Annotated in this window: 16 protein-coding genes; 4 read left to right on the top strand and 12 right to left on the bottom strand. The window is 62.6% G+C overall.

What is annotated here, in order from left to right:
• Positions 1-82: 82 nt before the first annotated feature.
• Positions 83-298 (bottom strand): DUF3046 domain-containing protein, encoded by a 216-nt coding sequence (locus CAPI_RS04700; protein ID WP_083893890.1) that lies wholly within the window; start codon positions 296-298, stop codon positions 83-85.
• Positions 299-370: 72 nt separating this feature from the next.
• On the opposite strand from CAPI_RS04700, the gene CAPI_RS04695 reads away from it, so the two are divergent.
• The 3 genes from CAPI_RS04695 to CAPI_RS04685 are packed head-to-tail and all read left to right on the top strand — an operon-like array spanning position 371 to position 2278.
• On the top strand, positions 371-964 hold the full coding sequence (locus tag CAPI_RS04695; RefSeq protein ID WP_018016891.1) for a biotin transporter BioY: 594 nt from the start codon (positions 371-373) through the stop codon (positions 962-964).
• Positions 965-968: 4 nt separating this feature from the next.
• Positions 969-1667 (top strand): energy-coupling factor ABC transporter ATP-binding protein, encoded by a 699-nt coding sequence (locus CAPI_RS04690; protein WP_018016890.1) that lies wholly within the window; start codon positions 969-971, stop codon positions 1665-1667.
• 14 nt (positions 1668-1681) lie between these two features.
• On the top strand, positions 1682-2278 hold the full coding sequence (locus CAPI_RS04685) for an energy-coupling factor transporter transmembrane component T family protein (protein WP_040356637.1): 597 nt from the start codon (positions 1682-1684) through the stop codon (positions 2276-2278).
• A gap of 7 nt (positions 2279-2285) precedes the next feature.
• On the opposite strand, the gene CAPI_RS04680 is transcribed toward CAPI_RS04685, so the two are convergent.
• From CAPI_RS04680 to dapB, 11 genes are all read right to left on the bottom strand, one after another.
• Complete coding sequence (locus CAPI_RS04680) at positions 2286-3131, bottom strand: PspA/IM30 family protein (protein WP_018016888.1); 846 nt, start codon at positions 3129-3131, stop codon at positions 2286-2288.
• Positions 3132-3218: 87 nt separating this feature from the next.
• Positions 3219-3602, bottom strand: a complete 384-nt coding sequence (locus tag CAPI_RS04675) for a helix-turn-helix domain-containing protein (RefSeq protein WP_018016887.1) — start codon at positions 3600-3602, stop codon at positions 3219-3221.
• An 8-nt stretch (positions 3603-3610) separates the two neighbouring features.
• Positions 3611-4168 (bottom strand): CinA family protein, encoded by a 558-nt coding sequence (locus CAPI_RS04670; RefSeq protein ID WP_018016886.1) that lies wholly within the window; start codon positions 4166-4168, stop codon positions 3611-3613.
• Positions 4161-4712 (bottom strand): CDP-diacylglycerol--glycerol-3-phosphate 3-phosphatidyltransferase, encoded by a 552-nt coding sequence (gene pgsA, locus CAPI_RS04665; RefSeq protein WP_026157030.1) that lies wholly within the window; start codon positions 4710-4712, stop codon positions 4161-4163. The genes CAPI_RS04670 and pgsA overlap by 8 nt, the downstream gene beginning before the upstream one ends.
• A 38-nt stretch (positions 4713-4750) precedes the next feature.
• Complete coding sequence (locus CAPI_RS04660; protein ID WP_018016884.1) at positions 4751-5923, bottom strand: TerC family protein; 1173 nt, start codon at positions 5921-5923, stop codon at positions 4751-4753.
• A 153-nt stretch (positions 5924-6076) separates the two neighbouring features.
• Positions 6077-9049 (bottom strand): DNA translocase FtsK, encoded by a 2973-nt coding sequence (locus CAPI_RS04655; RefSeq protein ID WP_026157029.1) that lies wholly within the window; start codon positions 9047-9049, stop codon positions 6077-6079.
• A 63-nt stretch (positions 9050-9112) separates the two neighbouring features.
• Positions 9113-9736 (bottom strand): TIGR03085 family metal-binding protein, encoded by a 624-nt coding sequence (locus CAPI_RS04650; RefSeq protein ID WP_018016882.1) that lies wholly within the window; start codon positions 9734-9736, stop codon positions 9113-9115.
• Positions 9737-9777: 41 nt separating this feature from the next.
• A complete protein-coding gene (locus CAPI_RS04645; RefSeq protein WP_018016881.1) occupies positions 9778-11778 on the bottom strand; it encodes a ribonuclease J in 2001 nt (666 codons plus the stop codon).
• 2 nt (positions 11779-11780) lie between these two features.
• The gene (dapA, locus tag CAPI_RS04640; RefSeq protein ID WP_018016880.1) at positions 11781-12689 is read right to left on the bottom strand and encodes a 4-hydroxy-tetrahydrodipicolinate synthase; all 909 of its coding nucleotides are present in this window, start codon (positions 12687-12689) and stop codon (positions 11781-11783) included.
• Between the two features lie 48 nt (positions 12690-12737).
• Positions 12738-13490, bottom strand: a complete 753-nt coding sequence (gene thyX, locus CAPI_RS04635; protein WP_018016879.1) for an FAD-dependent thymidylate synthase — start codon at positions 13488-13490, stop codon at positions 12738-12740.
• A gap of 14 nt (positions 13491-13504) precedes the next feature.
• Positions 13505-14251 carry a 4-hydroxy-tetrahydrodipicolinate reductase gene (dapB, locus tag CAPI_RS04630; protein ID WP_018016878.1) on the bottom strand — a complete coding sequence of 249 codons (747 nt, stop codon included), beginning with the start codon at positions 14249-14251 and terminating at the stop codon, positions 13505-13507.
• A 97-nt stretch (positions 14252-14348) separates the two neighbouring features.
• Between dapB and CAPI_RS04625 the strand changes: the two genes are divergently transcribed.
• Positions 14349-15023, top strand: coding sequence for an AMIN-like domain-containing (lipo)protein (locus CAPI_RS04625; protein ID WP_026157028.1), 675 nt, complete (start codon positions 14349-14351; stop codon positions 15021-15023).
• Positions 15024-15042 lie beyond the last annotated feature (19 nt).

The following is a 15042-nucleotide window of genomic DNA, read 5'->3' as shown; positions in this document are numbered from 1 at the left end:
TTGCCCTTCACTATATTGGGCAGCCGGACAAGCCCCAATATTACGCGCAAACACGTTCGAAATTCAACCGAGATGACCGAGATTATTTCCCCGGTCGATCGACGCCTAACCTGCGCGCTTCAGGGACGTCGAAGGCATCGCACAACCGCTCCCATACATCGCGCGGATCGACCCCTTTTTCGACCAGTTCGCCCGCGGTTAAATTCTCCGGCGGAAGGACGTGTGAATCCACCACCCAGCGGGCTCTTGCTAGGCCAAACTCATCGACCACAAGTCGCTCAAATTCCGTTAGCCGCATGGGCGACAATGATACGCGCTCACTGAGGGCCCCTGCGGGTCGGCTGAACAGCGTTCAAGTATACTCCCGCCCATGACTACAACTGCCCGCAGTGCATCCTCGCGCACGTCCGACGTGGCGTACATAGCTGTCTTCGCCGCTCTTATCATCGTTCTCGGCGTGGTCTCCGTCCCAGTCGGTGTGGCCGGCATCCCGATTGTCTTGCAAAATGCCGCCATCCTCCTTGCTGCCCTCGTTCTCGGACCTCGCCGCGGTTTCCTCACCGCCGCGCTCTTTCTTCTCATCGGGATAGCGCTGCCCGTCCTCGCGGGAGGCCGGACGGTCCTCCAGGCGGCGGGCGGCCCGTCGGTGGGCTACCTCCTCGGCTACCTCATCGCGCCACTCGTCGCGGGTGCGATCGCCCTTTTCGCGGCGGGCAAGAGCAAACCTGCGCAAGTCCTGTGGTTTGCTATCGCCGGAGTCGCGGGCTTGGCGATCCAATACCTCTGCGGATCCGTCGGTTTGATGGTGCGAAGCGACCTGAGCCTGGGAGCTGCCCTCGCCGCGCAGCTGCCTTTCCTACCCGGTGACTCCATCAAAGTGGTAGCGGTGGTGCTTATCGCAGCTGGCGTCCATTCGGCGTTCCCGCGGCTCTTGGCGGTGCACTCCCGCCGACGCGAACTCTAAGTTCATGCCCGAAATCAGATTTCAGGGGGTCAGTGTTGTAGCCGACGAGCCCCGGGCAACCATTCTTGAGTCGTGCAGTTTGACCCTCACGGAGCGACGCATCGGGATCATCGGCTCGAATGGATCGGGTAAGTCGACCCTCGCCCGCTGCATTAACGGCCTCGTCGAACCAACGACGGGCACTGTCCTTGTCGACGGCCTTTCGACCGCCCGGGACGCCAAGCTCATTCGTCGAAAAGTGGGCTTTGTCTTTTCAGACGCAGAGTCCCAAATCGTGATGCCCCGAGTAGCTGATGACGTCGCCTTTTCCCTTCGTCGATTCCGGCTCTCCAAAAACGAGGTGCGGCGGCGCGTCGATGCGATGCTTGACCGGTTCCAGCTAAGCGACAAGGCCGACAACTCCCCGCACACCCTATCGGGCGGCGAAAAACAGCTGCTCGCGCTCGCGGCCGTACTAGTGATCGAACCGGAGGTTGTCATCGCCGATGAGCCAACGACGCTTCTCGACCTACGCAACCGGAAGCGCATCATCCGGGAATTCGAAGCGCTCGAACAGCAGCTTATCGTCGTGACCCATGACCTCGAGATGCTCAGCGGGTTTGACCGCGTTATTTGTCTCAACGACGGAGCCATAGCTTTCGACGGCGGGCCTGCCGACGCCATCTCCTTCTACCTCGACCTCATGGAAGCCCAGGCGTCGTGATTACCGAGCTACCTATGGGGCGCTATGTCGCGGGAAACACCCCGCTCCACCGCCTGCCCGCGGCCGCCAAGTTCATCGCGCTCGTTACCTTCGTCCTCGCGGTCACGATTGCACAGTTGGAACCGTGGGAAGCGACGCTCGTCCTCGTCTTCCTCGCGGTCCTTTACGCGTTCGCGCAGATACCCTTTGGGCTGGCGATGCGCCAACTGGCCCCGGTAGTGCCCTTCCTCGTGGCGCTTTCCATGTTCGTCTGGTGGCAAAACTCCGCCGCCGCTGCGTGGTCGACTGGTTTGAGTCTTGGTGCAACGCTTGCTGCGGCGAACCTCCTCACCCTCACAACAACGATAGACGAGCTCCTTTCTTCTCTCGAGCACAACTTGCGCCCGCTTGCTCGCATCGGGTTGCCCGTCGAGGCAGTGAGTTTAGCTATCTCGTTGACCATCCGCATGATCCCCGTGATGCTCGGCACCGTCGCAGAGGTGCTAGACGCACGAAAAGCCCGCGGAGCGGGCTTTTCCATCAGGGCGTTCGGCACTCCGCTGATTATCCGGAGCATCCGGCGTGCGGAACGCGTCAGCGAAGCGCTACTTGCCCGCGGAGCGGGCGATTAGCCTCGCGCTATACCTCACCGCGAAGCTCGCGCATGCGCTGGGCCACGGCGTCGTCTGACGCGGCCGGTGCGGCAAGCGAATCCCCTGCCTCACCGGCAGCGGAAGATTCAATCGCGGGCTTGGACCCGGATGTGAGTTCACCCGCCATTTCCGCGCGGATCTGCTCAAGGCGGCCGTGGCCAGCCATCTGAATGCCCGCCTGCTCGACCTCAGCCATACGGCCTTGGATGGAGTTCTGCGCGAGCTCCGCTTGGCCGAGCGCGTTGGCGTAACGCCGCTCGATCTTCTCGCGGACCTGCTCCAGGTTCGGCGAACTCGACGTCAAGGCGTTCATCGACTGCATGGTCTCCGACACCTTTTCCTGCATCTTCGCCTGCTCAAGCTGGGACAGCAACTTGGACCGCTCGGCGACCTGCTGCTGCAGGTGCGCGGCGTTGCGCTCGACGGCCTGCTTCGCCTGGGCCGCTTGCTGCAGCGCCTGGTCGTGCAGCTGCTTGGTTTCCTCGACGGACTGCTCAGCCGTCACGAGCTGCGCAGCAAAGGCCTCCGCGGCGTTTTCGTACTCTTGGGCCTTTTGGGCGTCACCCTCACTACGGGCCTTATCAGACAACTGCAGGGCCTGGCGGGTGTTGGCCTGCAGCTTCTCGACGTCTTCGAGACGGCGGTTCAACTGCATCTCTAACTGGCGCTGGTTGCCGATCACCGCGGCAGCCTGCTGGGAGAGCGCTTGGTGCTGACGCTGAGCCTCTCCGATGGCCTGCTCGATCTGGACCTTCGGGTCGGCGTTTTCTTCGATCTTGTTGTCAAAGAACGCCATGAGATAGTTCCAGAACTTGGTAAAGGGGTTAGCCATGCTGACCTGTGACCTTTCGTTGGTACGAGTGTATGAACCGTTCACCAATCGTAGTAAAATTTGTCGCCCGCCACGACAGATAGGGAGCTAAACGCGGACGGGAACCGACTGCTCCAGCTCATCCTGCACGGCTCCAAGCGACATATTTGCCACGGCTTCCAGCATGACCTCCGCCACCGTTGTCTCAAGCGCGGAGCAGATCGATTGGAGGAGCTCAGAGGACACTTCCTTGCGCCCTCTTTCAAGCTCGGACAAGTAGCCCGGAGAGACCCTTGACTGCGCAGCTAATGATCGCAGGCTGGTTCCCTTGTCAGCGCGGAAAGAGCGCAAGGACATTCCGAGAGCTTCACGCAGTAACGGCTCACGGTGGTCGTGGCGCCGGGGCGCTGCTGCGCGTTCATAGGGCGCTAGGCCTTCCGACCCAGCCGTGAGGTCGGACGGCTTGTCCAGGAGAAGAGTTGTCGTTGCCATCGAAGGATTCAACGGTTAGCGGGAAGCTTTTGTTCCCTCAACCCCGCGAGCGCCGCCGCCAGAGCCGCTTGCACAGAGGTGCGCCGGATCTGCGCGCGGTCCCCAGCAAGGAGACGCACCGGAACAGGTGCGCCGGGTACTAGAGCAAATCGGCTCCACTCCGCGTCGACAAGATCGGCTGCGCTAGACGACGCCGTCCATCTCGGCCCCGACAACCCGACCCACACCTCTCCAACAGGGTGTCCATCTTGCGCGTCTGGCCCCGCCACGCCGGTCACAGACACTGCCCAATCTGCACCACACGCGCGGCGCGCCCCCCGCGCCATCTCACGCGCAGTCACTGGAGAAACCGGGCCCTGCTCTTCGAGGATGGCGGGGGGGACATTGGCGAGCGAGGCTTTCAGATCCGTGGCGTAGGTGACGAGCCCACCTCTGAGGACCATCGACGCCCCCGGTATGTCCGCCACGGTCGCTGCTGCTAAACCGGCGGTCAGCGACTCGCAAAAGCAGATGGTCTCGTTACGGTTCCGCAGTGCGTCGACAAGCGACTGCGCTAGCTCACGCATTGGCCCTCCTTGCATCTACGAGGTATTGGATACCCGTTCCAACGGTGAGAACAACGGCGACCATCATGACGGCGAACTTGACCCATTCAAGCGACGAGGGCAGCGGACACAGGTAGAGCGCAACGGCCAATGTCTGGAATGCCGTTTTGAGTTTGCCGCCTTTCGAGGCGGGGATGACGTTTCCTCCGCGCAGCATGACCATCCGCCAGAGGGTGATGCCCAACTCACGGACAACGATGACCACAGTGACCCAAATTGGGAGGGTCGAGGCGATGTTGAGGGTGACAAGGGCGGTGATCATGAGCGCCTTGTCAGCGATCGGGTCGGCGATCTTGCCGAAGTCGGTGACGAGGCCTCGCGCCCGCGCGATATCGCCGTCGAGTTTGTCCGTCGCCATCAAAACGACGAACGTCCCAAAAGCCCACCACCAGTGGTGCGAGAGGACCAGCCAGGCGAAGACCGGGATGAAGATAATTCGCAGCGAGGTGAGGACGTTCGGAATGTTCCAGTTCGAAGGTGCATCCTCGGGTTGGGGTGAACTCACGCCATCCACATTACCCACAGGGCCGGGTGGTGGAGTTACTACCGCGTGCCGTTTCTTTTAACGTCGAGGTGGGCCGTCTCGCGAGAACCCGTCGCCGTGTGGTCTCCCCGGCCGGATGTTGCCGGGTCGTCGATCCACTCAAGGTGGTTGCCCGCGCTATCGACTTTGCGACGGTTACCGTGGTCGTCGTAATCGATGTGCCACTTCGGGCCGGACGTATCCGTCCGCCCCGCCGCGATGTCGATCCTGTCCTTAATGAGCGAGGCAATAACGGTGACGACGAGAACCCCCACGATGACACCCAGGGACGCGACGGTTCCAACCTCCGGCACGTGAACGTTGCTACCGCCGTTAATAAAGGGAAGGTTGTTTTCGTGCAAGGCGTGCAGCAGCAGCTTGACGCCGATGAACCCGAGGATGACGCCAAGGCCATATGGCAGGTAGACAAGGCGATCCAGCAGTCCGGACAGGAGGAAGAACATCTGCCGGAGCCCCATGAGCGCGAAAGCGTTAGCCGTGAAGACAATGAACGCCTCGGACGTGATTCCGTAGATGGCGGGGATGGAATCAAATGCAAACATCACGTCGATGAACCCGATCGCCAGCAGCGCGACAAACAGTGGGGTCGCGGCGCGTTTGCCTGCCGCGGTAACCGAGAAGAGCTTGTCGCCGTGGTACGACTCCGTCACCGGGATCAGCTTCCTTAGGCCCTTCACCACAGCCATATCGTTCGGGTCGGACTCGGGCTTGTCCGTCGCTTCATCCCAAATCAGCTTGATCGCCGTGTAGAGAAGGAATGCGGCAAAGAGGTAGAAGATATCCGACCAAGCCTGGATCAGCGCTGCCCCGAGGAGGATGAAGACCAGCCGGCACGCCAGCGCGATGAGAATGCCGAGCGACAGCACCTTCTGCTGGTACTTCCGCGGAATTCGGAAAGAGGCCATGATCAGCGCGAAAACGAAAAGGTTGTCCACGGAGAGAGCCAACTCGGTGATGTACCCCGTGAAGTACTGGATGCCGTGCTCGGCGTCCCAAAGCCACCAGATGATCCCACCGCACACGGCAGACATGGCCATGTAGAAGAGGGTCCAGAAACCCGCTTCTTTGAGGGAGGGCTCATGTGCCTGGCGTGAGTGGGTGAGAAAGTCGAAAGCAAAAAGACCCAGCACGGCAGCACCAGTGACGAGCCAAATCCATACGGGTACGTCCATTGAGAACCTCCGGTCAGAAAAGGACAGTGAGTGACCGGAGGTCTCTCCCACCCGATGCAAGATAAACCGGGCCGCCCTGACCGGGGCCCACCGGGGCTCCGTGATGACGATCGAGGGCGTGTTCGGGGTACTCCCCTCCAAGCGGCTCCTATCTTACACTGCCCCGCCGGTCGGGTTGTAGGTCGCCGTAACAACCCGCGTGTCACCAACGCTATCTGCGTCTGGCTCCGCACCTGAATCCTCGTCGGCGTCCCGCGGCGCCTCGGCGGGATCTGCGCCCTTGACCATCCAGAGAATGGTGTCCAACTCCTCGGGCTTGACCAAGACCTCCCGGGCCTTTGATCCCTCAGAGGGGCCAACCACGCCGCGGGTCTCCATCAAGTCCATGAGCCTGCCCGCCTTAGCAAAACCGATACGCAACTTCCGCTGGAGCATGGACGTCGAACCCAGCTGGGACGTGACGACAAGTTCAATAGCTTCGAGCAGGTCGTCCATGTCTTTGCCGATTTCCTCGTCGACGACCTTCTGCTCCGCCTGCTTGTCGTCGGTCACCCCTTCGACGTAGCGCGGTTCATCTTGGGCCTTGGCCGCTTCGACGACCGCTTGCACTTCGTCGTCCGTCACAAAAGCGCCCTGCAAGCGCTGCGGTTTGCCGGCGCCTTGCGGGATAAACAAACCGTCGCCCATACCGATTAGCTTCTCGGCCCCGCCTTGGTCGAGGATCACGCGTGAATCCGTCAGCGAGGACGTGGCGAACGCGAGCCTCGAGGGCACGTTGGTCTTAATCAGGCCCGTGACGACGTCGACAGAGGGCCTCTGCGTGGCCAGCACTAGGTGAATGCCGGCAGCGCGCGCCTTTTGAGTGATACGCACGATCGATTCCTCGATCTCTTTCGGTGCCGTCATCATCAGGTCCGCAAGCTCGTCAACGACACAGACGATAAACGGGTAGGGTCGCATCTCCCGCTCCGAACCGGGAGGTGCCTGCAGCTCGCCCGAACGGACCTTCCGGTTGAAGTCCTTAATGTGGCGCACGCGCGCGGACTTCATGTCCATGTAGCGCTGCTCCATTTCTTCTACAAGCCACTGCAGCGCGGCTGCCGCCTTCTTCGGCTGGGTGATGATCGGCGTGATCAGGTGGGGAATGCCCTCGTACGGAGTGAGCTCCACCATCTTCGGGTCGACCAGGATGAGGCGGACCTCCTCCGGCGTAGCGCGGGTCAGAAGCGAGACCAGCATGGAGTTGACGAACGCGGACTTACCGGAGCCCGTCGACCCGGCCACGAGAAGGTGGGGCATCTTCTGCACGGAAGACGCGATGAAGTCACCCTCGATGTCCTTGCCCAGCCCGATCAGCATCGGGTCGTCCTCACCCCGAACATTCGGGGCCTCCAACACGTCGCGCAGACGCACCATCTCGCGGTCCTGGTTCGGGACCTCGATGCCCACCGCGGACTTTCCAGGGATTGGGGTGAGCAGACGCACATTGTCGGTTGCGGCCGCGTAGGCGAGGTTGGACTGCAGGTTGGTGATTTTCGAGACCTTCACGCCGGGCCCGAGCTCAACCTCGTAGCGAGTGACCGTCGGACCGCGGGAGAACCCGGTGACCTGTGCATCGATTTTGAACTCGTCGAAGACGTCTGTAATCGCCTCGATCATCAGGTCGTTTGCTCTAGTTCGAGTCTTCGGCGCGACCCCGGGGATCAACAAGTCCGTCGACGGGATCTCGTAATTGGAAGTGCCCGCACGCTCGGCGGCCCGCGCGCTACCCTCATTGTCCGTCTCGACTTCCGGTACCTCACTCCGCGCGAGGATCGCACGGCGCACGGCCTCACGGGATTGCTCGACGGCGCCTTTCGCTTCTCGACGCCCCTGCCCCGGATCTGCCGGCATCTCGGGGGCAGCGGCCGCCGGCTCTAGGACCTTCGTTTCCTCGGCCTGCGGTGCCCGCTGGCCGACCGCACTTGTCTCATCTTCGGATGACGCGTCGGCTTGTCCAAACAGCGACGACCCAGGGCGCGCGCCCGCCTTTTCATCCGCCGGGTAGTTATCCAACGGGGTGCGTCGCGGCGCGGTGACAGAAGTGCGACGCAGGGGGCGGCGGGTGGAGCCTTGGGGGCTTGTCAGCTCGGGCCTCACCGGCCGCGGGGCGCTCGGCTCGCGCCCAGCTGCAATGTCTTCGAGCTCGTCGTCCACAAAATCGTAGGGATCGTCTGATTTTTCGCTCTCGCTGGACACCGAGACTCCAGAGAGGGCGGAGCGCAGCGAGTCATATGCCTCTCTGACGGTAATTCCCGTAGTTTTCAGCGCCCCGTACACCAACACCAGCGCGAGAAGAGGCAGGGCCACGAACGACGAAAATCCGGCCGCCAAGGGGCCGCCGACCAGAGCGCCAATCGCGCCTCCCGCCGTGCGGCGTCCCTCCCAGTCCTCGGGGTTGCCGGCGAGGACGTGCACGGTACCTAGAAGACCGAGTGCGAGGATGCACACCCCCACCGCGAACCGCGTTCGCACAGACCGCTCGGGCGCAACGTTGAGCATCAGGGCGACAGCCGCGGCCGCCAAACCGACGGGGAGGATGAGCGCCCCGGCGCCGATTGCCCAGTGCACTCCGGATGCGATGACCCGACCGATGGGCCCCGCAGCGTTCGCCCAGACTGACGCCCCCAACACGATGGCTAATCCAATGAGGGCGAGCCCCCGCAGGTCTGCGCGGTTGCTTACTCGCACAGGCCCGTCCTCCCCCGGCTCGACGTGGTCCGTCTCATCGTCCGGGAAGACGTCATCTAGCTCCCTTTCATCCCCGTCTTCGCCGGACCCGGCCTCGGCCGTGCGCAACTTGCCTGCCCACCCGCCGAAGCGGGACGCTAGTGATCCAAATGAGTGTGCCGTGCCTCGCGCAGCCGCCCCTAGAGAATCCCCGACCACTCGGTACGCAGACCCCACGCGTTCATGCGACGTGTGCGCGGCGACCATCGTCGAGGTCTGCGGGTGCATCATAGACGCTGGGGCATCAGAACGCCCAGTGCGCCCCGAACGCGGGGACCGGGAGCGCGATGTGCCCCCATGTGACCCGCGGGGGCCCTTCTGCGAAGGCGCTCGAGACGATCGGTTGCTAACAGACATGTGATTAACACTAGTATCTTCCGCCACATCTTCCACATGCGGCACACTGCGCGGCGGTCGTGTTTACAAGGCCCGCCTCAGCTTATCGATATATGGCTTGTCGCCTTCAACACGCACGTCCGCTACCCTGCCCGTCGTCCAAAGTAGCAGCTCTCCCGGCATGCCGAAGACCCGGACGACATCGTCACCTCGGCGCGCGACACCTCGCTTCCCTCCCGCGGTGACAGGAGGGTCGTGGGGAGGTGTGAGGATGACGGGAACCGGAGAAGAATGCAGCGCCATCACGCTGAATCGCTTGACCATAGTCAGAAGGAGCGAATTGTCCTCCTGGGAAAACTCGCGCGGATGCGGGTGCCCGTCCCCGCGCCTCACGTCCTCGTGATGAATAAAGTTCTCTCCCCCGTTCATGACCGCATCCACCGGCTTGAGGAAAGCCGGGGGCCCAGCGGACCAGTCGCGCACGACGTCTTCGTACGGGCGCTGTTTCTGCCGCTCGACTTCCTTGTTCAACGTCCCTGCGAACGCGGGAACGAAATTACCGAACGTGGCAGGCACCTTGTGCTCGCGAATGAAGAGGTGGATGGCGAGATCACGGGTGGTCCACCCCTCGCACTGGGTCGGGGCGTCGGGCCCGACGTCGAGAAGCAAGGTGCCCAATGCGGCGCGCTCTTGTGCGGCGAAAGTCATGGCCCCAGCATAGCGCTGGGGCCATGACGAGGTCGGTGGGCTTAAAGCGACTCGCGCGACGCTGCCACGTCGTCATCGTCGACGGGGCTATTTTCGGCTGCCATCGGCACGACTGTCGGGAGGATGACGGGTTCGCGCTTGTACTTCTGCTCGATAGCGCGAGACACCTTGCGGCGCAGCGCCTGAACCATGCGGTAGGGGTCGTTCTCCCCCTCCGCGGCTAGGTCGTTCATCACCGATTCCACACCGACGATAACTCGCTTGTTAAAGTCGCGGTCGTCGTCGGAGAAACCGGTCGTCGAGACGCGCGGGCTTTCCAGCAATCGACCAGTCCGGTCGTCGACGACGCAGGTAATGGACACGACACCGCCGGAGGCGAGGCTGCTGCGGTCCGCCAGAACATCGGGGTCGACATCGCCCATGGTCTCACCGTCGACGTAGAGCTGGCCGACCTGGTACTGACCAACAACCTCGATCCTGCCGTTCACCATATCCACAACGACGCCGTTCTGAGCCAGCGCCGTATTTTCGGGCTTCACACCCGTAGAGATGGCCAGGTCCTTGTTTGCGCGCATGTGGCGCCACTCGCCGTGCACCGGCATAGCGTTGCGGGGCCGCGCGGCGTTGTAGAGGAACAACAGCTCGCCGGCGTAACCGTGACCGGAAGCGTGGACGTGCGCATCGGCGTTCGTGACGACCTCGGCGCCGATCTGGGCCAAATTGTTGACCACGGCGAAGACCGCTTCCTCGTTGCCCGGAATGAGCGAGGACGACAGAATGATCAAATCGCCATCGCGCACGGTGATTTGGCGGTGCTCGCGGCGCGACATACGTGATAGCGCCGCCATCGGCTCACCCTGGGTACCGGTGGTGATCAACAGCACCTTGTGAGGGGCCATCTTGGCAGCCTCCTCGATAGGCACGATCGTGCCCTTCGGGGCCTTGAGCAAACTCATCTTCTCCGCGATTTCCATGTTGCGCAGCATGGAACGCCCGTTGAAAGCGACCTTGCGTCCGCTGGCCACGGCAGCGTTGACCGCCATTTGAACGCGGGAGACATTGGAGGCGAAAGAGGCGATGATCACCCGCTGCTTCGCTTTGGCCACGAGCCGCGTGAGCGTCTCTTCAATGCCAGCCTCGGAACTAGAAATACCCGGTACCGTGGCGTTTGTGGAATCGCACATGAACAGGTCGATGCCTTCGTCGCCGAAACGGGACAGCGCCGGCAGATCCGTTGGCTTGCCGTCGTAAGGGGTCTGGTCCAGCTTGATGTCACCCGTCATCACGACGTGGCCCGCGGTGGTCTTAATCGACACGCCAAGGCACTCGGGGATCGAGTGGTTGACATGCCAAAAGCGGATACGGAATGGGCCCAAAGTGAGCTCCGAATCCTTATTCACCTCGTGCAGCTGAGGACGCTGGCGGTGCTCCTGCGTCTTGGCGGCGATGAGGGCGTTGGTGAAGCGCGAGGAATAGATCGGAATGTCCGGCCGGAGCTTGAGCAACCACGGAATCGCCCCGATGTGGTCCTCGTGGCCGTGGGTAACAACGAGCGCTTCGATTTTATCCAACCGGTTCTCAATCGGACCGAAGTCCGGGAGGACAAGGTCCACACCGGGCTCACCCGAGTTCGGGAAGAGCACCCCACAATCGACGACGAGCAAGCGGCCGTCAAATTCGAAGACCGTCATGTTGCGGCCGATTTCAGAGATCCCGCCCAAGGCATAAATGCGCAGGCCATTGTGAGGAGGCTTGGGTGGCGACGGTAGCCGTTTGGTCAGGTCCGCACCCTGCATGGACTTCATGGGGTTGCGGCGGTTGCCTCCGCCGGTGCCACCGTTGTTCCCATTGCCGCCCCGCCCGCGACCGCGGCCACGACGGTTCCGGTTACCGCGACTACTGCCGTTGGAATCGTGGCTGCTGTCGGCGCCTTCCGCTGGGGCGCTACCAACGGGGGCTTGGAACACGGGTTGCTGGTCGGTTGCCTCCGGCGGCCCGGCCTTGCGGGACACCTTTCGCGCGCGGTTGCGGGGTTCGTTCATATTTAAAGGACTCCAGCCTTTCGCATGTCTTCTCGGAGGTCTTCGATCTGCGAATCCGTCGCAGGTACGACGGGCAAACGAGGATCTCCCACTTCAATGCCCTGCAGGCGCAGGGCCGCTTTTGCAAATGTGGCACCACCGAGGACGGCTTGCTGTCGCGCAAGGACATCGATGGTGTTGGCGTTGATTTCCCGCACGCGGGCGAGGTCGCCTTCCTCGAAGCTTGTAATCATCTCTCGCAACAAACGCGGGGCGACATGTCCGATAACCGAAATGACGCCGGTGGCACCGACAGACAACCACGGCACGTTGAGCGGATCGTCTCCAGAATACCAGGCCAGCCCCGTCTCCCGAATTAAGGGGGCCGCTTCGAAGAAATCCCCCTTCGCGTCTTTAAGGCCTAAGACAGTAGGAAGTTCGGCGAGCTGACGGATCGTCGGCGCGTGGAGCGGCACCCCAGAGCGGCCCGGGATGTCGTAGAGGCAGATCGGGGCGTCCGTGGCGTCGGCGATAGCCGTGAAGTGGGCAACGAGACCTGTCTGGGACGGCTTGGAGTAGTAGGGAGTGACCACTAGGAGCGCGTCGGCACCGGCGTTTCGTGACGCGATAGCGAGCTCTACCGAAGAACGCGTATTGTTGGTTCCGGCTCCGGCGATTATTCTGGCTCGGTCACCCACTTCCTCCTTTACCGCCTTGAGCAGCGCGATCTTTTCCTCCGCCGTCGTCGTCGGGGATTCCCCCGTGGTGCCGGCTAGCACGAGCGAGTCGATGCCGTTATCCACCAAATGGGATGCCAACTTCCGGCCCGCGTCGAGGTCCAGCTCCCCTGTTGAGGTGAACGGGGTCACCATGGCGACGGAGGTGGTGCCGAAAATCTCAGCACCTGTCTGCGCTTTCAAAGTCGTGCCCATGGCAAACCAGATTACCCGCTGCCCCTGCGTGTCGCGTTATGACACTGCTCAGGAGACGTAAGGGCTCGTGGCCATCCTTGTCCCGTCGGAGAGTTCGCTGACAAGGAAATCGTCGAAAAGCGACGGCGCCGTGCCGCGCAGAAGATCAAGGCAGGCTACCGCCAGAGCTCGAATTTCTACGTCTGCGTGTTCGGACGCCCGCGCAGCGATGAACTGCCGCCACGCACGGTAGTTTCCAGTTACAACGAAGCGGGTCTCTGTCGCATTCGGCAGTACTGCCCGCGCTGCCTGGCGGGCTTGCTTGCGGCGCAGAAGCGCGTTCGGCTCGCTGGCCATGTTTTCCTCCAAGGCAGCTAGTAGCTCGTCGTACACGAAGCGTGCGTCATCGACGGTCCGGAGGAACAGTCGGCGCAGATCCTCGTCGGCCGCGATCGCGGGGGGAACGACGACTTTACTTGCCCCGGAATGAACGAAGCGCTGGCTGAGCTGGGAGAAGGAGAAGTGGCGGTGGCGCAGAAGCTCGTTGCCCGCCGCTCGTGAGAGGCCGCGAATGTAGATCGTCGCTGTCGCGTGTTCGAGAAGGGCGTCGTGCCCGACGTCGATAATGTGGTGCAGGTACGAGGCATTCGTCGCGGTGTGCGGGTTCGGGCGGTCAAAGGTTTCGTAGCAGGCGCGCCCGGCAAACTCGACGACGGACTCTGCGTCTGTGGCTTGGTCCTCGGGCGCCCACTCGAACCCCGGGGGCGGGGCGAAGGACGTGGACGCGATGAGCTGGACTTCCAGTGCTGGTTCAACCGCCATCGGTATGCGACCCCTTACAACCCGAGGTACGTGTCTAACCCGACAGTAAGGCCCGGGTGTTCGTGGACCTGTCGAACCCCGGTGAGCACGCCCGGCACGAATGACTCGCGCCCGTAGCAGTCCTGGCGGATGGTGAGGGACTGATCCGTGGTTCCAAAAATTACTTCTTCGTGCGCCACCATTCCCGTCATCCGCACAGCGTGAACGCGCACCCCGTCGACCTCGGATCCACGAGCTCCCTCCAGGGATTGCTCGGTGGCGTCCGGCATGGTGCCGAGACCAGCCGCGCGGCGGGCGTCGGCAATTGCTTGCGCGGTCTTCGTAGCGGTGCCCGAAGGTGCATCGAGCTTGTTCGGGTGGTGGTACTCGACCACCTCGGCCGATTCGAAGTAACGGGCCGCCTGTCGCGCGAAAGCCATGGTCAGTACCGCGGAGATCGCGAAATTTGGCGCGATGAGCACGCCGACCGCCTCGTTGACCTCTAGCCACGACCGCACCCGCTCGTAGCGCTTCTCGTTGAATCCCGTCGTGCCCACGACGCAGTGGATGCCGTGATTGATGCAGTACTCTAGGTTGCCCATCACGGCATTGGGCGTGGTGAAGTCAACGACAACCTCAGCGCCGGAAGCGGAGAGCTCCGAGAGAGAATCCGAACGGCCCAGCGCGGCAACTAGCTGTAGATCTGTGGCAGCCTCAACCCCGGCGACGACGGCCGAGCCGACACGCCCCTTTGCTCCAAGGACGCCTACCTTGACAGACACTCATGCTCCTTCCGGTTCAGCCAGTACGTACCTCGGCTACTTTAGCGCCCGCTAACTGTGGGGTGCGTCCTCTGCTCCGCCCAGTACATTGGAGGCTATGAAACATCTGCCTCGCACGATCATTGCTGCCACATGCGTTACACCGCTAGCACTCGCCGCCTGCGGGTCCGAAGAAAACGCAAACCCGTCGACGGCCCCGCTTCCCTCGTCGAGCACGACAACGGTCACCTCTTCGACCTCCGCTGCTGCGTCGCCGACACCCGCCGATCCCGCCTCACCCCCGTCGACCCTTCGGGTTGCTGAGACGGCAGGAGACGCCCCAGCCGGCTTACTCTTCACCTCTGGTCAGGCAATGCAGAGCCCGGCCCCGGGCGCAGAACTCGCCCTGCAAGACATCCGTACCGGCTCCCACGAAGGGTTTGACCGCGTCGTCTTCGAGTTCTCGGGGACGGGGGTGCCGGGATTCATCGCGGGGTACACTGCCGAACCCCGGCAGCAGGCATCCGGCTACCCGCTTGACGTCGCGGGCAGCGCCTACCTCCAAGTAATGGTCCAGGGCACGCCGATGGGGATGACCTCCGCAACCACCGCCCTTGACACGCCCGGCCGCCTCGATGTCGCTCCGGCCGGGTCAATTGTCGGCCTCAGCAGTGGCGGTACCTTCGAAGCGGATACGCAGTTCGTGATCGGGCTGGACGCGCAGCGACCGTTCCGCGCCTACACGCTGGAAAACCCGACACGAGTTGTCGTTGACGTAGAGACCACGGCCTAGGGCCCGCGCCTCTCTTCCG

Origin of the sequence: Corynebacterium capitovis DSM 44611 (assembly GCF_030440535.1) — a bacterium.
GTDB lineage: Bacteria > Actinomycetota > Actinomycetes > Mycobacteriales > Mycobacteriaceae > Corynebacterium > Corynebacterium capitovis.
Note: the sequence above shows the minus strand (reverse complement) of the source record. Positions and strands in the feature narration are given on the sequence as shown.

Excerpts from the sequence above, each read along its gene's own strand:
- CAPI_RS04700 (WP_083893890.1), bottom strand. The coding sequence starts at position 298 with ATGCGGCTAACGGAATTTGAGCGACTTGTGGTCGATGAGTTTGGCCTA.
- CAPI_RS04695 (WP_018016891.1), top strand. The coding sequence starts at position 371 with ATGACTACAACTGCCCGCAGTGCATCCTCGCGCACGTCCGACGTGGCG.
- CAPI_RS04690 (WP_018016890.1), top strand. The coding sequence starts at position 969 with ATGCCCGAAATCAGATTTCAGGGGGTCAGTGTTGTAGCCGACGAGCCC.
- CAPI_RS04685 (WP_040356637.1), top strand. The coding sequence starts at position 1,682 with ATGGGGCGCTATGTCGCGGGAAACACCCCGCTCCACCGCCTGCCCGCG.
- CAPI_RS04680 (WP_018016888.1), bottom strand. The coding sequence starts at position 3,131 with ATGGCTAACCCCTTTACCAAGTTCTGGAACTATCTCATGGCGTTCTTT.
- CAPI_RS04675 (WP_018016887.1), bottom strand. The coding sequence starts at position 3,602 with ATGGCAACGACAACTCTTCTCCTGGACAAGCCGTCCGACCTCACGGCT.
- CAPI_RS04670 (WP_018016886.1), bottom strand. The coding sequence starts at position 4,168 with ATGCGTGAGCTAGCGCAGTCGCTTGTCGACGCACTGCGGAACCGTAAC.
- CAPI_RS04660 (WP_018016884.1), bottom strand. The coding sequence starts at position 5,923 with ATGGACGTACCCGTATGGATTTGGCTCGTCACTGGTGCTGCCGTGCTG.
- CAPI_RS04655 (WP_026157029.1), bottom strand. The coding sequence starts at position 9,049 with ATGTCTGTTAGCAACCGATCGTCTCGAGCGCCTTCGCAGAAGGGCCCC.
- CAPI_RS04650 (WP_018016882.1), bottom strand. The coding sequence starts at position 9,736 with ATGACTTTCGCCGCACAAGAGCGCGCCGCATTGGGCACCTTGCTTCTC.
- CAPI_RS04645 (WP_018016881.1), bottom strand. The coding sequence starts at position 11,778 with ATGAACGAACCCCGCAACCGCGCGCGAAAGGTGTCCCGCAAGGCCGGG.
- dapA (WP_018016880.1), bottom strand. The coding sequence starts at position 12,689 with ATGGGCACGACTTTGAAAGCGCAGACAGGTGCTGAGATTTTCGGCACC.
- thyX (WP_018016879.1), bottom strand. The coding sequence starts at position 13,490 with ATGGCGGTTGAACCAGCACTGGAAGTCCAGCTCATCGCGTCCACGTCC.
- CAPI_RS04625 (WP_026157028.1), top strand. The coding sequence starts at position 14,349 with ATGAAACATCTGCCTCGCACGATCATTGCTGCCACATGCGTTACACCG.